Genomic DNA, 16,970 nt, shown 5'->3' with positions numbered 1-16,970 from the left:
TTCTGGTTATTGCATTCAGACAACTTCATCAGCTTTGGTGGTCATGAAGCGATGACCTGATCGATTGCGCAACCGCATTGCGTGGATGCCGACAAGCGCATTCAGAACGGGCTCTCCTGCCGCGTGACTTGCAGGAATTCCAGCGATTTCAAACGCACGCGCATAACGATGAACCAGCGCTTCGCTTCCGGCAAGGATCACACCTTTGCCAGCTTCGGGAAACGTATCTCTGCCTTCACGGATTTCCGCGCCAATGAGAAGCCCCGACAGATAGCTCGCCACGGATGTTGGCGGCATCACATCCATCAGAACCCGCGATCTGGCTGCAAAAAGATCCGAAATCGGGCGAGCCGTCTCAAGTGCCTTTGCAACAGCCGCATCAAACACCGGAAGGTCCAGAGCGACACCGTCGGCTAGGCGCCCGGCGAGGGAATGGTTGAGCACCAGGTCGAAGAGTTCGCCGGTCATGATCGTGGTGAACCGGCACGCCTGTCCGTCGCGCCCTAGGGCCCATTTCGAATGCGTGCCGGGCAGCACCACAATTTGCTCGCCGATGCCATCAGCCAGACCAAAGATCTGCAGTTCCTCACCACGCATGACGTCTGCGCTTGCGCCGCGCTGGCACAATCCGGGCAGAAACACCAGATCCAGGCCCTTGCGATGGACGGTAACGGCCTCATCGGCGAGATCCACCAGCCCGGCAGGACAGACGGCATAGGGTGTTTCGACCCACCCGGAACGGCTGGTGATCATGCCGGTGAGATAGACGTCTTCGACCTGTCCCTTCCAGTCGGCGATCAAAGCGTCAAAGACACCTTCGAAGTCGTCTGCCGCCAGGTTCTTGACCCCGGTCGCCAGCTCCTTGGAGGCCTCGATCCGGCCATCGACGCACAAATAGGCCCTGCAATTGCTGCTGCCCCAATCCACTGCGATAAACGTCGTGTCACTCACTGGCGTGAACCTCCAGCACCCTGCCGGCGCGTCCCAGTTGTTCGGCCCGGGCGATCTCGTTCAGATGAATCGCCATCTCTGACAACCCGAACGGTGTCGGCTGCAACGACGGTTCCCGGTCCATGATGTTGCGAATACCGGCCTTCTCGGCGAAAAGCCTCTTGCCGTAACACAGCATGGCCGGCACCGAGCGCGACATGAAGACGACCGCAGGCAGGATGGCCCGATGAATGGCTTCCGCCTGTTTCAGCCCGTCTTCCGTCCCTGCGCGCCAGAGCCGGTATAGGTTGACCTGGGCTTTCAGGAAATCGGGAGCAGGGATCAGCCCGCGCCCTCCGGCCCGTAATAGCGAAGGAAACTCGATCCCACCGTGGCCTCCGAAAACGGCAACGTCGGGCAGGGCGGTGATGACGCGGGCGATATCCACGCTGAACCCTTCACCTTTCAGGATCCTGATGTTCGGCTGGATTTCGAATAGCCGGACCAGGTCATCTGCCGACAGACTGACGGCCAGGTTCACCGGGTTGTTCTGGATGCCGACGTCGAAATCGAGAGCGCTGGCGATCCGGGCGAAAAAGTCGATGGTCGCCTCGGCGCCCATGCCGCCGGTAGCGGGCGGCTGAAGGATGACCCAGTCGGCCCCAAAGCGCCGGGCAGCCCGGGCAAACGAGATCTGACCCTCAATGGACGGTTCGCAGACGGTAACTGCATACGGCAGCCGTCCGCCGATCAGTTCGCCGACCATTTCCACCAGATAAAGCCGCTCGTTCACGTCCATCTTGTGTGTTTCAGTCACGAGGCCGAGAACGGTGATGCCATGCGCACCTGACTGAAGGCAGAACTCCACCTGCCTGGCCATCGCATTCCGGTCAAGCCTGCCCTGGTCATCCCAGAAGGCATAGAGAACGGGATAGATGCCATGCCAACCGTGCATCTCAAGCGTCCTCCAGCATGGCGAGCAAGGCTTCGCTCGGCTCGACGCCAATGCCCGGTCCTGTGGGCACCTTGTAGAAGCCGTTTTCGCAGGCCATGTCGCCGTTCGTGAACATCAGGTTCCGGTCGAAGATCGAATGCTGGTACTCGTGATAGGGCAGGCCCAGGAACACGGCACTTGCCTGCAGACTGGCCGCCATGAAAATCCCGATCGAGATCGCAGCATGCGGAATGATCTTCATGTGGAAGGCCTGGGCCATCATGCCGATGCGGGCAAATTCTGTGATGCCGGTATGACCCATTTCCGGTTGGACGATGCTCATCGCCCGGGCCTCGAAGCGCGGGCGATATTCATAGGCGGTGCGCAGTTCTTCACCGAGCGCAAGTGGCACGCCAATCGAGTTGGCGACACGGATCTGGCCGGTCATGTCTTCCGACTGAACCGGCGCTTCGGCAAAATAAAGTCCGTGCGCTTCCAGCTTGCGGATTATGGAAACGGCTTCCGCCGCCTCATGCTTCCAGTGCATGTCGACCATCAGGTCGACACCGGGTCCAACGGCCTCCCGGAGAGCGGCCATTTCCTTCACCATACCGTCGTCCGCGACGGCGCCGGCGAACTTGATTGCCTTGAAGCCCTTGTTCACCCATTCGACCGCAAGATCGCAGCGTTCCTGCAAGGTTGCGCGTGGCAGGCCAGAGACATAGGCCGGAAGCGTTTCCTGCCGGCGGCCGCCGAGCAGCTGTGAGACGGAAAGTCCCGTTATCCGACCATAGAGATCCCAAAGCGCAATATCGACACCGGCAAGCGCATCGACAAAATATCCGCCGAAGAACCCGCGCACGCGCATGAGGTCGTAAAGATCGTCATGGATCACAGCAGGTGCGGAAACATCCCGGCCGACAATGACCGGAGCCAGCAGGTTGTCGACAATCGCCTTGACCGCTTCCGGCGCTGCGATGCCATAGGTTTCCCCCCATCCGATCCGGCCGCTTTCCGCGGTTACCTTGAGCACCACCGTCTGGTCTGTCGACGGATAGATTGACCGGTTACCCTTGCGGATCAGGTAGCCCTTTTCATTGATGAATTCGCCTTCGCGCAAGGGACCGAGGTAGGGCACGTCGCGGGGGACGCGGACAATGAAACACTCCAGTTTCTGGATCGCGTCGAGTGGAGCAGTGGACATGTTTCGGCTTCTCCTACTCGGCGGCCTGAAGAGTGGTCAGTGGATATTTCGACAGTTCTCCGGTCAATTGCCCCAGAAGAGCTGCCAGTTCGTTGCGGTCGCCCTGATCCATGCGCGGGCCTTTGCCGCGAACGAACGTATGCTCCAGCACACCCCGCTGGCGCAGTGTTTCCTTTGTCATCTGCATACGGAAGATGGCCTGGAAATTAAGCGCCGGCATCATCACCATGAAGAGGCGCCGGGCTTCGGTTTCCTGACCGTCCAGCCATGCATTGACGAGCTTCACATGCAGGTCGGTAAACTCGGCTGCCGGCATGGTGCCCAGTGAACCGCGGGCGAGTTCGTCGGTGATATACCGGCCGCCAGCCCCTCCGAAGACACCAAGGATCGTGTCGCCGCAGGCTTTGGAAATCCGGGAAAGGTTCTGCCCGCAGGGCATGGTCTCTTCCTTGACATACAGAACGTTCGCAATGTCGCGAACGATCGCCGAAACGCTTTCCGGCGACAGGCCAGCGCCGATCGGCACCGGTGCATTCTGCAGCATGATCGGGATCGGTGAGGCAGCGGCAATCTCGTTGAAGAAGGCCGACTGTGCGGCAACATCCTGGCCGAGAGCTCCCGGCGCCATCACCATCGCGGCAGACGCGCAGGCCGCCGCACCGGTCTTGATATGCTCCAGCACTTCCTCAGGTGTCGCCGCCGACGCACCGACAACAAATGGAATGCGACCGGCGAGGCGTTCGCCGAGGCGGGCAATCATTGTCGCGCGTTCTTCGGCCGACAGTGTGTCTACCTCACTGGCGACACCCGGATAAACACATCCATTCGCACCACACGCGACGACATAGTCGATCAGCCGGTCGAAATCTGTGTCCGAAATGACGCCATCGTCTTTGAATGGCGTGCATAGGACAGGGTAGGTTCCCTTGAGGATCATTTGACGGCTCCTGCGGTGACACCCTGAATGAAGAAGCGCTGCAGCAGCATGAAGCCGATGACTACCGGACAGGCGGCCATCAGGGACGCGGCCATGGCTCCGCCCCAGTCAGAGTTGGTTTCGTTGAGATAGTTCAGAAGAAGGCCCGGACCGATCGTGCGCTTGTCGTCGGAAACGATCAGGGTCAGGGAATAGAGAAGGTCGTTCCAGCTCCACATGAAGCTGTAGAGGAAGACCGTTATGATCGGCGGAAGCGAGATCGGCAGAACGATCGTATGGAAGATCCGAAGGTCGCTCGCACCATCCGCCCGCGCCGCCTCGATCAGTTCGTTCGGCACCTGGCTGAAATAGCTGTAGAGCATGTAGGTGGCCACCGGCAGGGCAAAGACGATGTAGCTGATCATCAGACCGAAGCGGGTGTCGATCAGGCCGAGTTCGGTGAACATCGGATAGATGGTGATGAGCAGCAGGCCGAAGGGGAACATCTGCGCCGACAACATGAACAGCATTACCGGCCGGCGCCCGAAGTAACGGTACTTCGCAAAGGAATATCCGGCATAGACCGCAAGCGTTGCATTGATAGCCGCCGAAGACAGCGACACGATCAAAGAATTGGTGAGTTGCAGGCCAAGGCCGGCTTCAAACAGCGCCTTCCTGAAATGCTCCAGCGTCAGGACATGCGGATAGAAGGTCGGCTCGAGAGCATAGAGTTCGGCATCGACTTTCAGCGACGAAATGAACAGCCAGTAGACTGGAAAGAACAGGAAACAGCCGATCAGGAGTGTGCAGACGGCAAAGATTGTCTTGGCCTGCCAGGACGAGAGGTCAAGCATCAGTCGGCTCCCTTCATGAGCTGGCGCAGGTAGAAGTAGGCAGGGGGCAGGATGGTTGCGACCCACAGGACGCCGACCGTTGCCGCCATCCCGATATCCCATTGCTCAAAGGCCCGGCGGTAAACCTCGACGGACAGCACGGTTGTCGCCCGTACGGGTCCACCGCCGGTCAGCGCCCAGATCGTGTCGAACTGCTGAAGGTTGCCGATCATGGCCAGCACGATCACGACCAGGAGGACAGGGCGCAAATGGGGGATGATATGGTCCTTGAGGACCGAGAAATTGCCGGCGCCATCCACGCGTGCGGCCTCGATCTGCTGGCGGTCCATGCTCGAAAGGCCCGCAAGAAAGAACGCCATGAACAATGGAATTGACAACCAGACCTTGGTGACGATGACGGCTGCCATGGCACCACTGGGTGTCGACAGCCAGGCTTGCGGATAGTCGATCAGATCAGCGCTCATCGCGGCGTAATTGAGCAGCCCGTATCTGGAATTGAAAATCCAGCCCCACAGGAACGCCGTCACGACGGAAGGCATGATCCACGGAAGCAGGGAAATGGAGCGCATGACGTCACGCCCCCGGAAAGGTTCGTTCAGGATCAGGGCCCAGGCGAAGCCGAGAACGATCGAAAAGAAGGTGGTCAGCACCACATAGATTGCCGTGACGGTGAGCGACTCCCAGAAGCCCGGGTCGCTCAGGACCTTTTGAAAGTTCGCAATTCCGACCCAGACGGGCTCGGGTGTGTAAAGCGTGTATTCAAAGAACGAATAAGCGAGGGCCTGCAGAAACGGCCACATGACAACCAGCCCGAATGCACAGAGGGCCGGCACCAGAAGAAGGACACCGAACCGGCCTTCACCGGCTTTCAGGCCACCTCTTCGGGCATGGGCTGAGACCGGGGCATCGGTCAGCCGTGATCCTGACAGGTCTGCAACAGACATGGGATTCAACTCGCTTCTTGAACGGGTGGCCAGAACTGCCGCCCGACTGGAAAGACCGGCCCCGGAAACCGGGACCGGAAGTTGGGGGGACGAGCGGTCCTTACATGGCCGCTTCGAGTTTGCTCTGCATGTCGTCGGCCGCCTGTTGCGCAGTTTTCATGCCAAGAACTGCTGCCTGCACCTCGGCGCCGATGATGTCCGAGATCTGGGCACCGTTTTCCAAGGAGGCGATCGAGTTACGCCGCGGAGACACGGCTGAAGCAGCCCAATCCGCCAGATAGGTATTCGATTTCACGGCTTCCGAAGCGATACCGGCCTTGGTGGCGGGCAGGACGCTCTGGTCGGTCGCATAAGGCACAAGGACATCCGTGGACAGCAGATACTTGATCCATTCCACTGCCGCGCTGTCAGGTTTGCCGTTCTCGTCACCGAACAGGACCAGGACATGGCCCCACTGCATGGATACAGGCGTATCGCCTTCCTTCAGGACCGGCGCCTTGACCGGTTTGACGACGGCGTCGATTTCCTCGCCTCTACCGGACAGTTTGCGGGCGAAGGAAAGTGCTTGGGGCGCGTCGATGTAGAAGGCTGTCGCACCATGGGCGAATAGGCGGCGCGCATCTGGCCGGTCGATTTCGGGGGCGGCGAGACGGTTCTTGACCGCATCTGCCATGAATTCCAGCGCAGCCACTGCTTCAGGAGAATTGACGGCCGGCTTGCCGTCCGCCGTCAGCGGATCGCCGCCGAAGATCCAGACCCAAGTCATGTAGTCGAGAAGAATGGAGTTGTTGTTCTTCGTGGCAAGGCCAAGCGGAACGGAGTTCGGCACCTTGTCACGCACCTGTTCCAGGGCTGCTTTGAACTCTTCGACTGTTGTCGGCACTTCGCTGATGCCGGCTTTTTCGAGAACTTCCAGATTGGCGACCATGCCGATGGTGCCGGTGATCCAGGGCAGCGCAACCTGCTTGCCGTTGACTTCGCCCATGGAGAGGAAGCCTTCGTCGAAGATGTTCAGCAACTCTTCGCGGCCAATGACTTCGTTGAAATCCTGAAGCTGATCGATGTTGCCAATGACCGGCAGCAGGCGACCTTGCGACTGGCCGACATCAGGCAGCGTGTTGGAACGGGCCCGCAAGATATAATTCTTGTTCATCTCGCCCCAGGCATATCCCTGAAACTCGACCTTGTTGCCGGTATTCTCCTCAAAACCGGCAGCCATCTTGCCCACGATTTCCTTGCCGGTCTCTTCCGCAACCGTCCAGCTCATGAAATCGACCTCATCGGCCAGCGCCTGACCAACCGAGGACGACACCATCGCAGCGGCGAAACCCGCCATCAGAACCTGCTTCAGCTTCCTCATCATTTCCTCCCATGAAAAGTTTGAAACCAAGTTTCAATTTTAAAGCTAGCAGAGCTGATCCATCTCCGCAAGTTAGTTGAAACTTAGTTTCAAAAGTAATTCGTCAGACGACGCCACCATCGACGACAAAGGTCTGGCCGGTGATCATTCGGCTGTCGTCAGCTGCCAGAAACAGCGCCATGCGGGCAACGTCCGGCGGCAGCAGGAATTCCTTCAGGCACTGCTTGGAGAGGTAGTCATCGAACTTGTCCTGAAAGACCTTTTTCGCACGGGTGACTTGCCGATCGGTCAGGATCCAGCCGGGGGCAATCGAGTTCACCCGGATCTTTCGTGGCCCGAGTTCCCGCGCGAGACATTTCGTCAGTCCCTGAACTGCAGATTTTGCGGTCGTGTAGCAGATGAGGGTCGCAACACCCTGCATCCAGCTGTTGGAGCCCATGTTGATGATGGCACCACCTTCCGCCATATCCGGAAGGACAGATTGCGCCGTAAAGAACTGATGCCTGAGATTGGTGTTGAAGCGCTCGTCCCAATACTCCGGGGTAATGTCCTCGACAGGCAATCTGTCATCGTTACCTGCGTTGTTGACGAGAACCGTAAGGGACCCGAGGCTTTCGCGAAGCGCGGCAACGGCCGCTTTCAACTGGCCTATGTCCGTAAGATCTGCAATCCGGAACTGCGGCCTGTTCCCGGTCTCCTGTTCGCAGACGTCCGCCACGCGGGTGCTGGCTTCCGCGTTGATATCGATGAAACCGACCCTGGCTCCCTGCGCGCAGAAGGCCTCGACCAGATACATGCCGATGCCGGATCCACCCCCGGTTATCAGCACACCCTTCCCCTTAAGGCTCGGATAATGTGCCGCATCGATCGGGATTGGTCGCAATTCCTCATGATCGGATGTTTCCAGCGTCATGCCGCATCCGCCCGCTCGTTCGTCAGCGCAACGGTTTTGCCGGCCTGATCAAACGCATAAACGGAGGCCAGATCGAAGGTCACCGAAACTTGCGAGCGGTGATCCAACCGCCGCTCGCCCGGCAGCCGCACCATGATCGGGCGGGGCTGACCCTCAAGCTGAACGATTGCAAAGGTATCCGAACCGAGATGCTCCGTGGTCTCGACTGTTCCGGTAAAGACTCCATCGCCATCCGTTCCAAGGCGCAAATGCTCGGGCCGGATGCCGATTTTGCTCACGTTGCCGGCTTCCGCCGAAACCTTCAGCAAGCCACCCGGCAGCACATATCCGTCCGGTCCCGGCTTCACCGGCACGAAATTCATTTTCGGCGAGCCGATGAACCCGGCCACGAACCGGTTGACGGGTCGTTCATAAAGGTCAATAGGACTGCCGACCTGCTCGACGACGCCGTCCTGCAACACCACGATCTTGTCGGCCAGCGTCATGGCTTCGACCTGATCGTGCGTGACGTAGATCATCGTCGTGCCCAGTCGCTCCTTGAGCCGTGCGAATTCCATCCGCATGTCCACGCGCAAGGCGGCGTCCAGATTGGACAGGGGCTCGTCGAAAAGGAAAATCTTGGGCTCACGCACAATCGCGCGTCCGATGGCCACACGCTGGCGCTGGCCGCCGGAAAGCTGACGCGGCTTACGGTCCAGAAGATGATCGATTTTCAGGATTTCCGCGGCCTGCTTCACCCGCGCTGTGATGAGGGCCTTGTCTTCACCGGCAAGCCTCAGCGCGTAGCCCATGTTCTGCGCCACATTCATGTGCGGATAGAGCGCATAAGACTGGAACACCATGGCAATGCCGCGCTTGGACGACGGCACGTCATTGACCTTTTCACCGTCGATCAGAAGCTGACCGGCGGAAACTTCATCAAGACCACAGATCATGCGCAGCAAGGTGGACTTTCCGCAGCCGGACGGTCCGACAAACACGACGAATTCCCCGTCCTTTATGTCCAGGTCGATGTTTTTCAAAACCTCCACCTGGCCGTAGCGCTTGCACAGCCCTTCAATTTTAAGATCGGCCATTTTTCCTCACCAAGTTCCCGGGGTGCGTTCAGCCGGCAAAGATGTTGCCGGCGAGCCCCTTCGCATTTGTCTCGATCGCCAGAACGCATCCGGAGAGCGGCGCTTCGACGAGCTGCTGTGCCGACAGACGGATACGGGCAGTGGTCACGTAAAGTGTCGACATGTCCTCGCCGCCGAAGGCACAGCTTGTGGGGCGGGGCACCGGCACGGGAAACGAGCTTGCCAATGTGCCGTCGGGCGCATACCGGCGGATGCACCAGCCATCCCACATCGCGACCCAGAGATAGCCGTCCTCATCGACGCACAGTCCATCGGGCACACCATCGCCTTCCGCGACTTCGACAAATGCCCTGCGGTTCGAGATGGTACCTTCCTCGAGGTCGAAATCGTAGGCCCAGATGGTCCGACAACCGGAATCGGTAAAGTAGAAGGTCTTGTTGTCGGGGCTCCAGCCAAGGCCGTTCGACACGTGGAAGTTCTCGTCCATCTTCACGGCCTCGCCATTCGGCTCGACCCGCCATAACATTCCCTTGCCGGGTTCGGTCGTTATGGCGAGCGAACCAACCCAAAGCCGCCCTTTCGCATCGCATTTGCCGTCATTGAACCGATTGCCCGTGTGGTCCTTCTCCGGCTCCGCCAGCGTTTCAATCTGTCCGTTGGAGCTAATGGTCTTGATGCCGTTTTCGGTCGCGCAGACAAAGCCGCCACTCTTTTTCGGAATGGCCACCCCGACCAGCTCAGGCAGGGGACGCGTGCTGCGTTCGCCTGTGGCAGGGTCACCGGTCACAACGGCCGGCGCGAGGATATCCACCCAGTGAAGCTTGCCGGTTTCCGGCGACCAGAAAGGACCTTCGCCCAGAAAATCCTCGCCCGGAATGGCGCAGCTGACGTTGTCCTGTACCGCTCCGAGCGGCTTTGGCGCCACCGAGATCGACATGGCAAGTTCCCCGACATTTCCAGAAATTCTGCGCGCCGCTTCGATCACCTCCCGGCCAAGCGTGTGCAGCCGCTCGGTCGAAAGCCGGTAGCTGGGACCGACAACGCCGATTGCTCCGATCGGCCTTGCACGGTGATCCAGGATCGGAGCCGCGACAGCACTGATGTCTTCGAACTGCTCGCCGATGGAGACCGCATAACCGCGTGCCTTGATGATGTTCAGCTGCTGATCCAGGTCACCGTTTGAAACAATCGTTTGATCGGTGAAAGCCTCAAGCTCACCGTCCATCACCAGCCGGTAGCGTTCCGAGTGAGAAAGATGAGCTGCCATCGCCTTTCCAAGCGCGGTGGCATGGATGGCTGAACGAGCGCCAATGCCGTTGGAGATGCGCACCTGCTGTTCAGGATCCCGCTGGTCGATGTAAAGAACCTTGTTGCCGTCAAGCCGTCCGAGGCGGGTAGCCTCATTGGCAAGCGACGTCAGGCGTTCCAGCTCCGGCAGCGCGGCACCGCGCAGATCGAATTGATCCCAGGCCCTGTGCGCGAGCTGAAACGGACGGGAGCCTAGCCGGTAGGTCTGGTTCCATTCGTCCAGAATGAGATAACGCTCCTCGATCAACGTTTGCAGAAGGCGGTGAAGCGTGCCTTTTGGAAATCCTGTTCCATCAAGCAGGGTCATGAACCGGACAGGCGTCGAGGCTTCCGCAATAAAGTCCAGAACTCTCAGCCCGCGCGTGAGGGCCTGCATCCCCGGCTGGGTTGCGGATTCCTCACCAGCTGCTTCGATTTTTTGTACGGAGCGCCGCACCATATTCCCTCCCAAAGCGCAAATTCAGCTTCCAATCTCCACCAAGGATATATTTTGGAACTTAGTTTCATGTCAACACAAAGATGGCTATCAGTGATTAGGAACGCTGAGTGCGAACCAATTTTGGTTGAACCTGCGTAGTATGAGAGAGGGGGGCGAAACGGCAGAATAGATGAAGGTCGACAATGGCTACGACCTCGTGAGACAGGTGCCACGGGCCGCAACCATTGTCGGAAGTGTTTTGTCCGAAATCTTACTTCGGCATCAATCCGCCGATTGCGTACATGCCGTCGTCGCCTTTCACCAGCATCAGGATCACGCTGTCGCCCGGGGTGAGGTCATCCGACATCTGTGCGCCTTCCAGAAGGGGCAGATCCATCGTCATGGCCGGCCAGCCGATTTCCGGAATCGGATCGTGGCTGACGTTTGCAGTCCCACCGCCGATGGAGTTGACGACGGCATTGGCGTGGACCGCGCCGTCCATCTGTTCGGCGGTCATGGGCATGTTGGAATGATCCATGCCGCTATGCGACGCCTGGGCAAGGACAGCCGGAGTGGCCGCCAGGGACAGGAATGCTGCGAGGATGAGGGTCTTCATTTCAGTTGCCTTTCTTGGGGTTTATTTGTGAGTTGCAAAATCATTCGGCCGGCTGCACCGCACCTTTGATGTCCGGGGTGGCTGTGCTCAGCTCACGGTTGACCCGCGAGAGAGCAAGCCGCTTCCAGATCGTGAAAATGGCGGGAATGACGAAGAGGGTCAGAAGGGTGGCGGTTGCCATGCCACCGACCATGGGTGCTGCGATCCGCTGCATGATTTCCGAGCCCGTGCCGTCGCCGTACATGATCGGGATCAGCCCGGCAAAGATCGTCGCAACGGTCATCACCTTTGGCCGCACGCGCAAAAGCGCACCTTCGAAAACCACTTCCTCTACGTCGACAACCGTCAGGGAGCGGACCTCGGCGGCCGCAAGCTTCTTGCGTTTTTCCCAGGCCAGGTTGAGGTAGAGCAGCATCACGATGGCTGTCTCGACCGCAACGCCTGCAAGGGCGATGAAGCCGACGATCACCGCGACCGACATGTCGAAATCCAGGTACCAGAGGAACCACACACCTCCGGCCAGTGCCACGGGAAGGGCGGCAAGGATGATGCCGACTTCGATGACCCGGTTGAACGCCATGAACAGCATGAGCGTGATGATCAGCAAGGTCGCCGGAGCCACCAGCTTCAGGCGTTCCTGCATGCGTTCGATGTACTCATACTGGCCCGACCAGGCGATCGAATAGCCGGGAGGCAGTTGCACCTTCTCCGCAACCGTCCTGCGCGCTTCATCAACGTAGCCGCCCAGATCCCGGCCGGTGATGTCGATGAAGACGAACCCGGTACGTCGGGCGTTTTCAGACCGGATCATGCCCGGTCCGTCGACAACGCTGACCTCTGCCAGGGCACCGAGCGGAATATGGGCGCCGGACGGCGTGACCACCGGAAGTTCCCGCAAGCGCTCTGGACTGTTGCGCCAGTCCTGCGGATAGCGGAGGTTGATGGGAAAGCGCTCCAGGCCTTCGACGGACTCCGACACTTGCATGCCGCCAATCGCAGTCTGCACGACGTCCTGGATATCCCGCACGCTCATCATGAAGCGGGCAGCCGCCTCCCGGTCGACGTCGATCTCGATGAAGCGCCCCCCGACGGGCCGCTCGGCGTAGGCCGATGCCGTGCCATCAATTCCTGCGACCGCGTTTTCGACTTCAATGCCGATCTTCTCGATGACGCCAAGATCGGCCCCTGTGATCTTGACCCCGACAGGGGTCTTGATGCCGGTTGCCAGCATGTCGATGCGGTTCTTGATCGGCTGTATCCACACGTTGGTGACGCCCGGTATCTGGACGGCCTGATCCAGCTCGTCCCGGATCCGGTCCATCGTCATGCCTTCCCGCCACTCGGCGCGCGGCTTCAGCTGGATGGTCGTCTCGATCATCGTCAGCGGGGCAGGGTCTGTCGCCGTATCGGCACGGCCCAGCTTGCCGTGGACCGTCTTTACTTCCGGTACGGTGGCGATAAGGCGGTCGGACTGCTGAAGAACTTCACGTGCCTTGCCGATGGAAACACCGGGATAAAGCGTCGGCATGTAAAGGAAGTCACCTTCGTTGAGGGCTGGCATGAACTCCGTGCCAATCCTCTGAAGGGGCCACCACATGGAGGCGACCAGGACACCCGCCAGAATGGTCGTTGCCCAGGGCCAGGCAACGGCCGCATCCAGAAAGGGGCGGTAGAGCCAGATCACGATCCGGTTGAGCGGGTTCTTGTTCTCCGCAAGAATGCGTCCGCGGACAAAGTACCCCATCAGCACCGGAACCAGCGTGATGGAGAGTATGGCCGCGGCCGCCATGGCGTAGGTCTTGGTGAAGGCCAACGGCTTGAAGAGCCTGCCTTCCTGGCTTTCCAGAACGAACACCGGCAGGAAGCTGACGGTGATGATTGCCAGGGAGAAGAAGAGGGCAGGGCCCACTTCCGAGGCACATTCCCCCACGATCCGCCAGCGGTTCTCCGCGGTCAGTTTTTCATGTTCCAGCCGACGGTGCATCGCCTCGATCATGACGATCGCCGCATCCACCATTGCACCGATGGCAATGGCGATGCCGCCAAGCGACATGATGTTCGCATTCACGCCCTGCAGCTTCATGATGATGAAGGCCGCCGCAATGCCGAGAGGCAGGGAAAACAGGATGACGAGCGACGAGCGCAAGTGCAGCAGGAACGCCGCGCAGACCAGAACGACAACGATGAATTCTTCGGTCAGCTTTGTCTGAAGATTGTCGATCGCACGCTCGATGACGCCGGAGCGGTCATAGGTCGTGACGATCTCCACCCCTTCGGGCAGGCTGCTGCGCAGTTCGCCGATCCGTGCTTCGACTGCCTTGATGGCTGCCAGCGCGTTGCCGCCCCAGCGCAGGATCACAACTCCGCCGACGGCATCGCCTTCGCCGCCGAATTCGCCGACACCACGGCGCATTTCCGGCCCGAGGCGAATGTCGGCAACGTCTCCGAGCGTCAGCGGCGCCCCGCGGTCGTTGACCATCAGTGGTGCCTTGGCAAGATCGGCAAGTTCATCGACGTAACCGGTCGAGCGCACCATGAATTCGGCTTCGCCCATCTCGATCACGCTGCCACCGGTTTCCCGGTTGGCGGCCTGGATGGCGCCTCGGATCTGCGACAGTGTTATGTCGTAGGCCCTGAGTTTGTTCGGGTCCACGACCACCTGGTATTGCTTCACCATGCCGCCGATCGTGGCGACTTCCGAGACGCCGTCGACGGTCTGAAGTTCGTATTTCAGGAACCAGTCCTGAAGGGCACGCAGTTGGGCAAGGTCATGATTTCCGGTGCGGTCTATCAGGGCGTACTGGTAAATCCAGCCGACACCCGTCGCATCCGGGCCAAGCTGTGGTGAAACATCTTCAGGCAGGTTTGCAGCGATCTGACCGAGGTATTCCAGAACACGGGTTCTGGCCCAGTAAAGATCGGTGCCGTCCTCGAAAACGATGTAGACGTAGCTGTCGCCAAAGAAGGAAAAACCGCGCACATCACTGGCACCTGGCACGGCAAGCATCGCCGTGGCGATGGGGAATGTGACCTGGTCCTCCACCACCTGAGGCGCTTGGCCGGCGTAGGGCGTGCGCACGATGACCTGAACGTCCGAAAGGTCCGGGATTGCATCGACGGGCGTTTCGCGGATTGCCCAGATACCGGCGACGGCGATCATGGCGGCGATTGCCAGCATGATCACGCGGTTGGCGATGGAAGCACGAATGATTGCGGCAATCATCACAAGCCCTCCTCACGCCGGACTCCGACCAATGTCATGGAAAAATCCGGATTGCGCTGGAGCAAGAGTGTTACCTCCTGATCCAGTGGCAAATCACCAACGGCAATGGCCTGATCAACGGCAAAATCCATGGTCATGCCCGGCATGCCGATCTCTGCCATCGGTCCGTGAGTGATGTTGGCCGTGCGAGCATCCCGATCAAGGGCATTGATGGTGCCCCGGACTTCCATCGGCGGCGTGATCGGCTCTGCCTTTGCCAGGACCATCGTCATTCCGTCCGGCCTTGAAAAGGTGAGCGTGGTTTCCGTGCCGACTGGCAGGGCATCCAGATCCAGGGTCTTTTCCACCGCGAATGCCATGGTCATGCCAGGCATGCCGATTTCGGCAATGGGGCCATGGGTGATTGTAGCCTTCGCGTTTTCGGTATCGATCGAGTTGATCGTTCCCGACACCACGATGGGTGCGGCTTCTGCTTGCGCGTCGTCGGCAACTTCCTCGGCCTGCTCTGCCGCCGGATCCTCGGCAACGCCCGGCTGCCTTACCGCCACGATCGAGAAGAGACCACCGTCGCCCTTGGCAAGGTCGAATTCGACCGGAACATTCACTGGAACCGACTGCGGATCGAAGCCCGAGACATCCATGTCCATTTGCATGGCGGGCCAGCCGAGATCCGGGATCGGACCATGTTCCATCGTCAGTTTGCCGTCGCTTGTAACAGCAAGAACGGTTCCCGACCCCGTGGCTGCAATGCCGTCGTCTGACCCGAGTTTGATCAACCCCAGCAGGCCATCAGCGCCGCGCGCTGCCTTGAAGGAAACCTGCTGGCCCTCGCTCAACCGGTCGAGAGGGATGGACGCCGCAACAGGAAAACGTGTTGTCATCGCTGGCCAGTCGAGACTTTCCAGACTGTCGTGGCGGATGGTTGCCAACCGGGCTTCGCGGTCGAGCGCGACCAGTTCACCGGTCCCGCGCGCAGGAACTTCGTTCGTCGGCGCCATGCGCATCAAGCCCGCATTGAGCGCGCTTTCGCTGTCGATCAGGAACTGGGCCGAAGCAACAACCTCTTCACCGGGCTCAAGCCCCTGAACAACCTCCGTGCGCCCGTTTTCTCCAAAATTGTCACGCAATCCGGTGGATATCAGCCTTGGTTTGAAAGTGCCTTCGCCGACCTTGATGACAACACGCTCCGCTGTTCCCGTCCGGATGACGGCTTCGGAGGGAATGGTGACGGCAGTGCGGGTCTCGTTTGGAAACAGCCTGACGTTGCCGAACATGTTCGGCCGCAACAGACCTTCTGCGTTGTCGAACAGGAGCCTGACAGGCAGGGTTCGCGTTTTTGGATCGAGTTCCGGGTAAATGTAATCGATCTGGCCTTCGAATGTCCGTCCTGGCAGATGTTCGAAGCGGGCAACCGCGCGCATGTCTTCCGTCAAACGCGCGATATCGCGCTCGAAGACATCCACAATCAGCCAAACCTTGTTGAGATCCGTGATGGACATGGCCTGTGCGCCGGGCTGCAGGAACATGCCGTCGGCAGCCGCAAGGGCAATAACAACCCCGTCGCGCGGCGCGACCACCTTGATCCTTCGGGCGACCTTGCCATCTGCCTCGATCTCGGCAATCTGCTCCTCTGAAGCCCCATGACTGCGCAGCTTGTTGCGGGCAGCCTCCAGGGACAGACCGTTGCCGTTCGAAAGCGAGCGCAGGAAATCGAAGCTGGCAATGCCGAATTCGGGCGAAAACAGCTCGAAGAGCACTTCTCCCTTTTTCACCCGGTCGCCAACGGCGCGAATGTTCAGCGTCTCGATCCAGCCGTCCACCCGGGTGTGAACATGACTGGTCAGATGTTCGTCGTAACCGACGAAGCCGACGGTTTCGATTTGCCGGGAGATTTCACCGACACGGGCCAAAGCGGTACGTACGCCGATGGCATTGACCTCGGCTGCCGACAGGCTGACTTCAGCCGGATCAGCGGAAGGTTCCTGTCCGGCATAAACCGGTATCAGATCCATTCCCATCGGCGACTTGCCGGGCCCGGGCTGGCGGAAGTTCGGGTCCATGGGGGCGACCCAATAGAGAATTTCTGGTCCCCCCGACGCATTGCCGTCGCCCGGGTTCAGATAAAGGCGCTCAAGAAACACCCCGCCTGCCACACCTGCGGCAAGGGCGATGATGCTGAGCGCGGCATAACGTCCACGCATAGTAACCTCTGAGTTGCCAGCGGCTGTTTGCCGAAGGCATGTCCATCACTTCTGGCTCCGCAAAAGTCTGCGG

Annotated in this window: 13 protein-coding genes; all 13 read right to left on the bottom strand. The window is 59.6% G+C overall.

Annotated elements, in window-relative coordinates; genetic code table 11:
* Positions 1–15: 15 nt before the first annotated feature.
* Positions 16–951, bottom strand: a complete 936-nt coding sequence (locus FIV03_RS29650; RefSeq protein WP_152512363.1) for a 2-dehydro-3-deoxygalactonokinase — start codon at positions 949–951, stop codon at positions 16–18.
* Positions 944–1,885 carry a dihydrodipicolinate synthase family protein gene (locus tag FIV03_RS29645; protein WP_152512362.1) on the bottom strand — a complete coding sequence of 314 codons (942 nt, stop codon included), beginning with the start codon at positions 1,883–1,885 and terminating at the stop codon, positions 944–946. The genes FIV03_RS29650 and FIV03_RS29645 overlap by 8 nt, the downstream gene beginning before the upstream one ends.
* A gap of 1 nt (position 1,886) precedes the next feature.
* The gene (locus FIV03_RS29640; protein WP_152512361.1) at positions 1,887–3,068 is read right to left on the bottom strand and encodes a mandelate racemase/muconate lactonizing enzyme family protein; all 1,182 of its coding nucleotides are present in this window, start codon (positions 3,066–3,068) and stop codon (positions 1,887–1,889) included.
* A 13-nt stretch (positions 3,069–3,081) separates the two neighbouring features.
* Positions 3,082–4,005, bottom strand: coding sequence for a dihydrodipicolinate synthase family protein (locus tag FIV03_RS29635; protein WP_152512360.1), 924 nt, complete (start codon positions 4,003–4,005; stop codon positions 3,082–3,084).
* The gene (locus FIV03_RS29630; protein WP_152512359.1) at positions 4,002–4,838 is read right to left on the bottom strand and encodes a carbohydrate ABC transporter permease; all 837 of its coding nucleotides are present in this window, start codon (positions 4,836–4,838) and stop codon (positions 4,002–4,004) included. The genes FIV03_RS29635 and FIV03_RS29630 overlap by 4 nt, the downstream gene beginning before the upstream one ends.
* A complete protein-coding gene (locus FIV03_RS29625) occupies positions 4,838–5,782 on the bottom strand; it encodes a sugar ABC transporter permease (RefSeq protein WP_152512358.1) in 945 nt (314 codons plus the stop codon). Before FIV03_RS29625 ends, FIV03_RS29630 begins: the two co-directional genes overlap by 1 nt.
* A gap of 100 nt (positions 5,783–5,882) precedes the next feature.
* Positions 5,883–7,142, bottom strand: a complete 1,260-nt coding sequence (locus tag FIV03_RS29620) for a sugar ABC transporter substrate-binding protein (protein ID WP_173014008.1) — start codon at positions 7,140–7,142, stop codon at positions 5,883–5,885.
* Positions 7,143–7,245: 103 nt separating this feature from the next.
* Positions 7,246–8,055: an SDR family oxidoreductase gene (locus FIV03_RS29615; protein WP_173014009.1), complete on the bottom strand. Its 810-nt coding sequence runs from the start codon at positions 8,053–8,055 to the stop codon at positions 7,246–7,248.
* Complete coding sequence (locus tag FIV03_RS29610; protein ID WP_152512356.1) at positions 8,052–9,131, bottom strand: ABC transporter ATP-binding protein; 1,080 nt, start codon at positions 9,129–9,131, stop codon at positions 8,052–8,054. Before FIV03_RS29610 ends, FIV03_RS29615 begins: the two co-directional genes overlap by 4 nt.
* Before the next feature lie 28 nt (positions 9,132–9,159).
* On the bottom strand, positions 9,160–10,878 hold the full coding sequence (locus FIV03_RS29605) for an SMP-30/gluconolactonase/LRE family protein (protein ID WP_152512355.1): 1,719 nt from the start codon (positions 10,876–10,878) through the stop codon (positions 9,160–9,162).
* Between the two features lie 250 nt (positions 10,879–11,128).
* Positions 11,129–11,473, bottom strand: a complete 345-nt coding sequence (locus tag FIV03_RS29600) for a copper-binding protein (protein WP_152512354.1) — start codon at positions 11,471–11,473, stop codon at positions 11,129–11,131.
* A gap of 40 nt (positions 11,474–11,513) precedes the next feature.
* On the bottom strand, positions 11,514–14,696 hold the full coding sequence (locus FIV03_RS29595) for a CusA/CzcA family heavy metal efflux RND transporter (RefSeq protein WP_152512353.1): 3,183 nt from the start codon (positions 14,694–14,696) through the stop codon (positions 11,514–11,516).
* Complete coding sequence (locus tag FIV03_RS29590; protein ID WP_152512352.1) at positions 14,696–16,897, bottom strand: efflux RND transporter periplasmic adaptor subunit; 2,202 nt, start codon at positions 16,895–16,897, stop codon at positions 14,696–14,698. Before FIV03_RS29590 ends, FIV03_RS29595 begins: the two co-directional genes overlap by 1 nt.
* Positions 16,898–16,970 lie beyond the last annotated feature (73 nt).

Origin of the sequence: Labrenzia sp. THAF187b (genome assembly GCF_009363375.1) — a bacterium.
GTDB lineage: Bacteria > Pseudomonadota > Alphaproteobacteria > Rhizobiales > Stappiaceae > Roseibium > Roseibium algicola.
The sequence above is the reverse complement of the archived record's forward strand: the minus strand, read 5'-3'. Positions and strand labels throughout refer to the sequence as shown.